Source organism: Marinimicrobium sp. UBA4209, assembly GCF_002381585.1.
GTDB lineage: Bacteria > Pseudomonadota > Gammaproteobacteria > Pseudomonadales > Cellvibrionaceae > Marinimicrobium > Marinimicrobium koreense.
On record NZ_DFTP01000031.1, the window covers coordinates 35914 to 44898 of the forward strand.

The 8985-nt window shown below is 61.0% G+C and carries 9 protein-coding genes; 5 read left to right on the forward strand and 4 right to left on the reverse strand.

What is annotated here, in order from left to right; translation table 11 throughout:
• The coding region (locus B3187_RS04600; RefSeq protein ID WP_286804812.1) for a phospholipase D-like domain-containing protein at positions 1–927 on the reverse strand (927 nt) is incomplete at its 3' end.
• Positions 928–1049: 122 nt separating this feature from the next.
• On the opposite strand from B3187_RS04600, the gene B3187_RS04605 reads away from it, so the two are divergent.
• The 3 genes from B3187_RS04605 to hflC all read left to right on the forward strand — a co-directional run bounded on the left by B3187_RS04605 (position 1050) and on the right by hflC (position 3813).
• A complete protein-coding gene (locus tag B3187_RS04605) occupies positions 1050–1769 on the forward strand; it encodes a glycerophosphodiester phosphodiesterase (protein ID WP_286804813.1) in 720 nt (239 codons plus the stop codon).
• Between the two features lie 95 nt (positions 1770–1864).
• A complete protein-coding gene (gene hflK, locus B3187_RS04610; protein ID WP_123638154.1) occupies positions 1865–2875 on the forward strand; it encodes an FtsH protease activity modulator HflK in 1011 nt (336 codons plus the stop codon).
• Complete coding sequence (gene hflC, locus B3187_RS04615) at positions 2875–3813, forward strand: protease modulator HflC (RefSeq protein ID WP_123638153.1); 939 nt, start codon at positions 2875–2877, stop codon at positions 3811–3813. The genes hflK and hflC overlap by 1 nt, the downstream gene beginning before the upstream one ends.
• 16 nt (positions 3814–3829) lie before the next feature.
• On the opposite strand, the gene B3187_RS04620 is transcribed toward hflC, so the two are convergent.
• The 3 genes from B3187_RS04620 to B3187_RS04630 all read right to left on the reverse strand — a co-directional run bounded on the left by B3187_RS04620 (position 3830) and on the right by B3187_RS04630 (position 7369).
• Positions 3830–4816, reverse strand: coding sequence for a serine/threonine protein kinase (locus B3187_RS04620; protein WP_123638152.1), 987 nt, complete (start codon positions 4814–4816; stop codon positions 3830–3832).
• Positions 4817–4867: 51 nt separating this feature from the next.
• Complete coding sequence (locus tag B3187_RS04625) at positions 4868–6469, reverse strand: glycoside hydrolase family 43 protein (RefSeq protein ID WP_286804817.1); 1602 nt, start codon at positions 6467–6469, stop codon at positions 4868–4870.
• A gap of 123 nt (positions 6470–6592) precedes the next feature.
• The gene (locus B3187_RS04630; protein ID WP_286804818.1) at positions 6593–7369 is read right to left on the reverse strand and encodes a ComF family protein; all 777 of its coding nucleotides are present in this window, start codon (positions 7367–7369) and stop codon (positions 6593–6595) included.
• A 204-nt stretch (positions 7370–7573) separates the two neighbouring features.
• On the opposite strand from B3187_RS04630, the gene bioB reads away from it, so the two are divergent.
• Together bioB and B3187_RS04640 are read left to right on the forward strand one after the other, a co-directional pair.
• The gene (gene bioB, locus B3187_RS04635) at positions 7574–8635 is read left to right on the forward strand and encodes a biotin synthase BioB (protein ID WP_024461100.1); all 1062 of its coding nucleotides are present in this window, start codon (positions 7574–7576) and stop codon (positions 8633–8635) included.
• A gap of 3 nt (positions 8636–8638) precedes the next feature.
• Positions 8639–8985, forward strand: a 347-nt coding sequence (locus tag B3187_RS04640; RefSeq protein ID WP_414673674.1) for an aminotransferase class I/II-fold pyridoxal phosphate-dependent enzyme, incomplete at its 3' end; no start/stop codon positions are given.

Genomic DNA, 8985 nt, shown 5'->3' on the forward strand with positions numbered 1-8985 from the left:
ATTGAGGTTGTCGTGGGGGCCGTCATCAATCAGGCGGCAGACGCTGCGGCCCGCCGTGGGACAGGGCAGCTCGGTGAGCGCGGGCTTTCGGCCGGTCACCAGATCCCAGTCGTGGCAGAACAGGTGGGTCAACTCGGCCACCAGAGGCCCGTTCACCCGGAAGTGGACATCCTCGGTGGGGTGGCGGTTGTGGGGGTTGGCCACCATATGCCGATCATCGATGTTGATGCCACCGAAAAAGCCGACCTGCTGATCCACAACCGCAATTTTGCGGTGATTGCGCAGGTTGATATCCAGCGACGGTGGCAGCAGCGAGGGCGGCGTGAACAGGGCCACGCTCACATCGGCCCGGCGCAGGGCGCGGATGGCAGTGCGCCACGAATAGCTGGTGCCGATCCCGTCCGCGAGCACATAGACGGCAACGCCCCGGTCCTTGGCCCGGATCAGGGCATCAATCACCGCTCGGGCCTCACCCCGGTGGCCGAAAAGGTAGGTGGACAGCAGAATCCAGTGACGGGCTTCTTCAATTGACCGAAGTAGCTCGGGGAAGAAGGCTTCACCGTTGATCAGAATGTTGGCCTGGTTGCCCGGCAGCAGGGGCTGTCCGGTTGCCCGGCTCCCCACCCGGGCCAGATCCGGGTTGGGTAAAGTGTCGATCAGCGGATCGGGGTTGAGCAGCAGGGGCGGGCTGGTGCGGTCGTAACCAAAGAACATGACCGGCAGGTGGTGGCCGGTGAATACCTGGGCTTTGGTGCGCAACCGGTTGATCCCGAAGAGGAAGTAGAGTAGCGGCCCGGCGACGGGGAAAAGCAGAATGACCCCGATCCAGCCCAGGGCCGCGCGGTGATCCCGTTTGTAAATCAGGGCGTGCACGGCGGCGATGGGCATCACGACCAGATGGAAAAGCGCAATTATCCAATAGAGCATAGGCGGTCCGTTGGGCGTCCGGGGGTATACTGTCCTGTGCCTATGCTACCGCATTGGCCGGAGAATAAAATGACACGCTTGGGTGCCACTGGCCTGCCCGGAACAACAGGAGGAAATTATTGATGTCCGCCCCCCTCTGGATCAGTCACCGTGGCCTGTGCGACCGGGCCACGGAAAACACGGCCAATGCCTTTCGGGCGGCGTTGGATGCCGGGTTTTCGCATCTGGAAACCGACCTGCGCAGCACCGCGGACGGGCACCTGGTGCTTGCCCACGATGAAGACCTGAGCCGGGTTGCCGGGCTTCCACTGAAAGTCACCGAAGCGACCCGCCACGAGCTTGAGCAGGTTCGCCTGAAGGGAGGGGAGCCACTGTTGTTTTTTGACCAGTGGCTGGAGGAATTCGGACAGCACCACTGGATTCTCGACATTAAACCCGAATACGGTGAGCGGACCCTGGCCCTGTTGTTGGCGCAGTGGCAGGGCGAAGGCCAGGCGCTGTTGAGCGGCCGCGCCCGGTTTCTGTTCTGGGACCCCCGTCAGCAACGACTGCTGCTGGATGAGCAGCCCGAGATCGAGTGCATGGTGCCCATGCCCGAGTGTCGACGCGCCGGACTGGCCTGCGCGGCGGGGCTACCGCCTCTGGCGGGTATTCAGCCCGGCGCCACTTACTCGCTACCGCCCAGGCTGGCTGGTGTGCGCCTGTTACGCCCGGCCATGGTGGAGCGCTATCGTCGCCGGCAAGGGCGGGTGCTGGCATTTCTTCCGGAGAGTGAGCGGGAGGTCGATTGGGCACTGGAGTCCGGGGTCGATGAGGTGCTGACCAACTATCGCCCCGGATGAGTGTCTGACCCGCCCAAAGCGGGACACTGGCCACTGCTTCTGTTAAGGTTCCGCCTCGGCGCGCTTACTGCGCCGGGTCATGAAAGGAGCAGACAATGAATAATTCACACAGGAATCTGAAGGATGATTTTGCCGAACTCACCCGGCATCTCCCTCGCCTTCCGGGAATCGGATTGGGCCTGCTGATTCCCCTCGCCCTCCTCATCCTCTGGGGCGGCTTTACCAGTTTTTACACTGTTCAGCCTGAGCAGCAGGCAGTGGTCAAGCGCTTTGGTGCAGTGGTGGCGATCACCGATCCGGGCCTGCACTTCAAACTTCCCTTTGGAATCGACAGAGTACAACGTGTCGCCTCGGCCCGGGTGCTCAAGCAGGAGTTCGGCTTTCGTACTGTCGGCCAGCGGGGCAATGAGGCCAGTCGTTATTCCAGTCAGGATTTTACCGGCGAGTCGGCGATGCTGACCGGTGATCTCAATGTGATCAACGTCGAGTGGGTGGTGCAGTATCGCATTCAGGATCCTATCAAGTATCTTTACCAGCAGCGCGAGCCCGACACCACGCTGCGGGACATTTCCGAATCCGTCATGCGTCGGGTGGTGGGTAACCGCCTCGGCTCGGAAGTGCTGACCGTTGGGCGGGTGGAAATCGCCCAACTGGCGCGTGAAGAAATTCAGCAGGTCATGGATCGCTATAACTCCGGCTTACACATCATTACCGTCGAGCTTCAAGACGTTGTGCCGCCCCAGGCAGTGCGCCCCGCATTTAACGAAGTGAACGAAGCCCGACAGGAGCGCGAGCGGATGATCAACGAAGCCACCAAGCGCGCCAACCAGCAGATTCCCCGCGCCGAAGGTGAAGCGCAGCGTCTGATCGCTGAGGCTGAAGGCTATGCCACCGAGCGGGTCAACCGAGCCTACGGGGAAACCGCCCGCTTCCGCGCCATGCTGGAGGAATACCAGAACGTGCCCGAAGTCACCCGCTCGCGTCTGTATCTGGAAGCCATGGGCGGCTTGTTGCCCAAGGTCGGCCAGGTATTGATGGTTCAGGACGATCAGGTCGGCCCCTTGCCCCTGATGAACATTCGCGATGCGCGCCAGGAGGCCAAATAATGAAAGGTGGAATTTTTGCAATCATTCTGGCGGCGGTTGCCGTTACCGTATTTTCGTCAGCCTACGTGGTGGATGAGGCCGAGCAGGCCATCATCGTTCAGTTTGGTGAGCCCCAGGGCGATGTGGTCAGCGAGCCCGGCCTGCACTGGAAGCTGCCCTTCATCCAGGAGGTGCGCCGGTTCGATCGGCGGCTGTTGATCTGGGACGGCGACGTCACCCAGATTCCGACCCTTGGACGGGAATTCATTCAGGTCGATACCACGGCCCGCTGGCGCATCACTGATCCGTTACAGTTCCTGCGTAGCGTGCGCGACGAGCGTGGCGGTCGAAACCGCCTGGATGATATTGTCGATTCGGTGGTGCGGGATATTGTCTCGGGTACCGAGCTCGAAGAGATTGTCCGCTCCGGTGACTGGAATGTGGACGTGGATGACCTCGACGAAGTCGAACAGGATCGGGACGATGTGGCCCTGACCAAGCGGCCGAAACTGGGGCGGGAAAAACTCGAGGCGGAAATTCTCAAAAGCGCCGCCAAGATGACCCCGAGTCTGGGGATAGAACTGATCGATGTGCGTATCAAGCGCCTGAACTACATCGATTCGGTGCGCCGCCAAGTGGAGAATCGCATGATTTCCGAGCGCCAGGCCATCGCCGAGCGTTTCCGTGCCGAGGGGCAGGGGCGCAGCCTGGAAATTACCGGTGAAATGGAGCGTGAGCTGCGCCGGATCAACTCCGAGGCGGCGCGTACCGCGGAGGAAATTCGCGGTAACGCCGATGCCGAAGCGATCAAAATTTACGGTGAAGCCTTTGGGGCGGACCCGGAGTTTTACGCGTTCCTGCGCACTCTGGAAACCTACTCGGCGCTGGGCGATAACACCACACTGATGATTCGGGCGGACTCAGACTTCTTCCGCTATCTGGAAAGCAAGGAGCGTTAAGCGAGTCCCTGCTTTTCTAAAAAAGTGCCAGTGGCGGCTCGTCCAGAGCCGCCAACTGTTCCCGCAACTCCAGAATGTGTTCGCCCCAATAGCGTTCGGTATTGAACCAGGGGAAGCTTTTGGGAAATGCCGGGTCCTGCCAGCGACGCGCCAGCCAGGCGCTGTAATTCATGATGCGCAAACTGCGCAGCGCCTCAATCAGGTTCAGTTCCGCAAAATTGAAATCACAGAACTCCTGATAACCCTCCACGATTTCCGACAGTTGTGCGGTCTGTTGCTCCCTTTCCCCCGACAGCAGCATCCACAGATCCTGTACCGCCGGCCCGTTGCGGGCATCGTCAAAGTCGACAAAGTGTGGTGCATCATCCCGCCACAGAATGTTGCCCGGATGGCAGTCCCCGTGCAGGCGAATGGGGGTGTATTCGGCGTCGGCAAAAATGCGCTCAAGGCGATGGATCAGATCCGCCCCCAGCGTTTCATAGGAGGGGCGCAGACTTTCGGGAATGAATGACTCGGATAGCAGAAATTCGTAACTGTCCACCGCAAAGCTCTGGACGTCCAGGGTCGGGCGATGCGCAAACGGACGGGCCTCGCCCAGGGCATGAATGCGTCCCAGTACCCGGCCCAGCGTCAGCAATTGGTCGAAGTCATCGAGATTCGGGGCGTGGCCGCCCTGACGGGGGTAAAGGGCGAAACGAAAGCCCTGGTATTCGCGCAGGGTGTGGCCTTCGACATCGGGTAAAGGGGGCACGACGGACACTTCCAGGTCCAGCAGGTCCCGGGTAAAGTCGTGTTCTTCCTGAATCTGCGCGTCGCTCCAACGCTCCGGGCGGTAGAACTTGGCGATCAACGGCGGACCCTCTTCCATGCCCACCTGATACACCCGGTTCTCATAGCTGTTGAGCGCCAGAATGCGCATGTCACTCAGGTAGCCGCTACTTTCCACCGCATCCAGGACCAGATCCGGCGAGAGCGCTTCGTAAGGATGTGCGGATGTGCTCATAGTGCCCTCCCAAACCGGCATTGTACCGGTTATGGGAGGGCGGATGGGAGATCAGTCGAGCGAGCGGCTGCCCCAGATGGCCACACCGTCCACCGACAGTGCACTGAAGGTCACCACAAACTCCTGTTCCGACGGGCTCCACAGGCGCGCGGCCACGCCCTCGAAGGTGCCTTCGTCATCCAGGGTCACAGTGATGGCGTTGTCCGCCCCGAGGGTCCAGTCACCGCTGGCCTCGCCGGAGATCTGACCGCCGTCTTCCAGCTCGATGGTCACGGAGCTTTTGATCTGGGCGGTGATGTCCAGGCCGTGGTTGACCAGCTCGTAGGTGCCCGGTACGTCGGCTTCGCTTATGCTTGACTCGATGGTCTCGTCCGTCTCAGACGTGGGCACATAGCGATGCGGTGCCACCACCGGCCAGCCATCGGCATTGATGAACAGTTCGTGCACACGGACTTCGTGCTGTTCACCGCGTCCGGGGAAACGAGTGTGGAAGAACATCAGGTGTTTGCCCAGGCCTTCGTCGTAATAGGCCGAGTTATGTCCCGGGGAGACGTAGCCATTGCCGCCATCGGCAAACTGGAAGTTGCCCATCAGCTTCACCGCACCGTCTTCAATGGCCTCATCATCAAAGAAGGTGCTGCCGTCAGACTTCACGTCGGCAACGTCATTGCCCTCGTAGTCGTAGTAGGGGCCGCCTGGGTTTTCGGCTCGGGCCACGCGAATATTGTAGGCACCGTTGGCGTCCAGACCGCCGAAGGAGCTGAACAGGTAGTAGTACTCGGACTCGGGGCTGTAAAGCACATAAGGGGCTTCAATTCGGGTGTGGTTGCCGCCCATCAGGTGGGTGCCGTAACCCTGATCCGGCAGCGGTAAACCGGTGTCCGGATCCATCTGCATTATAAACAACCCGCCGGAGTAGGAGCCGTAAGTCATCCAGAGATTACCTTCATGATCGTAGAACGTGTGCGGATCAATAACGTTCGGGTGGATGAAGGAATTGTAGGGATCGGCGATATAGCCCTCGGTCACCGCGCCTGGCTCAAGCGCACTATCCGCTTCGGAGCCCGAGCGCAGGAAAATCTCTATGTTCTCGTAGGGCCCCTCGATATTGTCGGCGACAGCGATCCCCATGGCCGATTGTGGTGCATCGCCCCGGCAGGCGTTGTAGTACATGTAATACCGCCCGTCACTCTTGAGCTGAATGATATCGGCCGCCCAAAGGGTGTTGGCATCGGCCCAGCCAAGGGCATCGGCCAGCTCTTCGGTGACGTCGTCAAACAGGGGGTTGGCGGGGGTAACGCCATCGGCGACCCGCTCCCAATTCATCATGTCATCGGTTTTGGCCATGGAGAGGTGCGAACCAATCACATAGTAGTCGCTGCCCACCTTGGTCACCGAGGGGTCGTGGACCGCAATGTTGGTAAAGGTTGGACTGACCGATCCCTGAGGGCTGTCTTGGTCGTCATCCTCGGGCGTTTCCTGATCCGGACTATCGTTGTTCTCAGGCGCCTCCTGACTGGGACCGTCGGAATTCGTCGGGGCTTCGCCACCACCGGAACCGCCGCCACAGGCGGTCAGGAACAGACTCAGGGCCAGCGCGCTGACCGCGGTCGGAAAGGGGAACCCGAGGGTCTTGGTATTGCGTGATGTCATGGTATTTTGCCTCGCGGTATCAGGCGGAGCGCCACAAGCGATGTTCGCCCGCCAGGTTGTATTTATTGAACTTACGCTCAACAAACTACCATGATGTAATATGGTAATACAAATAGATCGAGGCTATCGAGTACTTTGATGGGCTTCGGGCGATTCCGGCGTCCGGGCCAGTGCCCAGACTTCCATCGAGCGGGCTCCCGCCTCCCGTATAAGCCGGCTCAGTGCCCGCACGGTGCTGGTAGTGGTCACTACATCGTCAACCAGGGCAACCCGCCGTCCCGCAAGGCGCTTTTCGTGGCGGGGGTTCAAGGAAAAAGCATGGCGCAGGTTGTGGATGCGGGCGGTTCGGGTCAGCCCCTGTTGGGCGCGGGTCGGCTGGGGTCTTCGCGCCACCCGGCTGAGCACCGGTAGGCTCAGTGCCCGGCCCAGGTCGTGGGCCAACAGTTCCGTCTGGTTGAAACCGCGCTTTAGCCGACGGGTCCAGTGCATGGGGACCGGGATCAGCAACTCCGGCCAGGTCTCTTCACTCTCTTCCTCCCGCTCAGCCCTGAGCAGCCCGGCCAACAAACCGCTCAAGGCCCGGCCCGATGCCAGTTTGCGGCGGTACTTGAAGGCGTGGACCAGGTTGTCCAGAGGGTAGTCGTAGGTCCCCAGGACCCGGCAGCGTTCAAAGTCTGGCGGTGCCTGCAGACAGTACCCGCAGTAGCGACTATCCACGGACAGCGGCAGGGCGCAGGTCAGGCATTGATGATCGTGGCGGGCGAGGTAGGGTAGACCGAATTCGCACCCCGGGCACAGCAGGTCGGCACCGGGTTGCGAGCACAGCAGACAGGATCGGGGCAGCCGGGGCAGGGTGGCCATGAGGCCCTTGAGTCCATTCCACTTCAATCCATTCCACATGGGGGGTAGTCCTTTGGTTGGTGGCTTGCAGGTAGATCATGACTTCTCGGGCCGCTGACGTCCAGCCCCGAAGGCCCAGGCCGCCGGATGTGCGACCCTGTGGGCGAGGGCGCTGTAAACCCGATCAGGGCATTTTGGTTGACAGCGGCCTGTGGGCCGCTACTATAGAGGGCTTTTGGACCTCAAACACACCGGGATCGAACCATGAACGCCACCGCACAACCGCCGATTCGCCACGACTGGACCCGGGACGAGATTCTCGCCCTGTTTGACCTGCCGTTCAGCGACCTTATGTTTCAGGCACAGACCGTGCACCGCGCCCACTTCGATCCCAATCAAGTGCAGGTCAGCACCCTGTGCTCGATCAAAACCGGCGCCTGCCCGGAAGATTGCAAATACTGCCCCCAGAGTGCCCGCTACGACACCGGTCTGGAGCGCGAGCGTCTGATGGCGGTAGAGAAAGTGCTGGAAGAAGCCCGGGCCGCCAAGGCCAGCGGCGCCACCCGCTTTTGCATGGGTGCCGCCTGGCGCAGCCCCAAGAACCGGGACCTTAACTACGTCACGGACATGGTCAAAGGAGTCAAGTCCCTGGGCCTGGAAACCTGCATGACGCTGGGGATGCTCGACGAAGGGCAGGCAAAAACCCTTGCCGAGGCGGGCCTGGATTACTACAACCACAACCTGGATACTTCTCCCGAGTATTACGGCGAGGTGATCACCACCCGTACCTATCAGGATCGTCTGGAAACCCTGGACAACGTTCGCAAGGCCGGCATGAAAGTCTGTTGTGGCGGTATTGTCGGTATGGGCGAAGAAAAGACCGACCGCGCGGGTCTGTTGCAGCAACTGGCCACCATGCCGGACCACCCGGAGTCGGTACCCATCAACATGCTGGTGAAAGTGGCCGGCACACCCTTCGCGGAAGAGGAAGACCTGGACCCCTTCGAGTTTATCCGCACCATTGCGGTGGCCCGGATTCTGATGCCTCAGTCGCATGTCCGTCTGTCTGCCGGGCGCGAGGAGATGAACGACCAGATGCAGGCCATGGCCTTCCTGGCCGGCGCCAACTCGATTTTCTACGGCGAGAAACTGCTCACGACCGCTAACCCGGAAGCCAATAAGGACATGCAGTTGTTCAAGCGCCTGGGGATTCAGCCCGAGCAGCGCGAAGTGCATATCGACGAAGCCGAGCAGGATGAGGTCGAGCTGGCCGGGGCGCTGGAAGAGGCGCGCAACGACCAATTCTTCTACAACGCCGCCAAGTAAGCCGTGCCCCACGCCTCTCTGGATGCGGCGCTCGGGCCCGCACTGACGGCTCGTCGGGCCCAGTCTCTCTATCGCCAGCGTCGGACGCTGGCCTCCCCGCAGGGCCCCGAGGTGGTGGTCGATGGCCGCCACCTGGTCGGTTTCTGCAGCAACGACTATCTGGGCCTGGCCAACCACCCGGATGTCATCAAGGCATTCAGAGCCGGCGCCGATGATCTGGGGGTGGGCAGTGGAGCCTCTCACCTGGTATGCGGCCACTCCCGCGAGCACCATGCCCTGGAAGAGGAACTGGCGGCGTTCTGTGGCCGCGAGCGGGCATTGCTGTTTTCCACCGGCTACATGGCCAACCT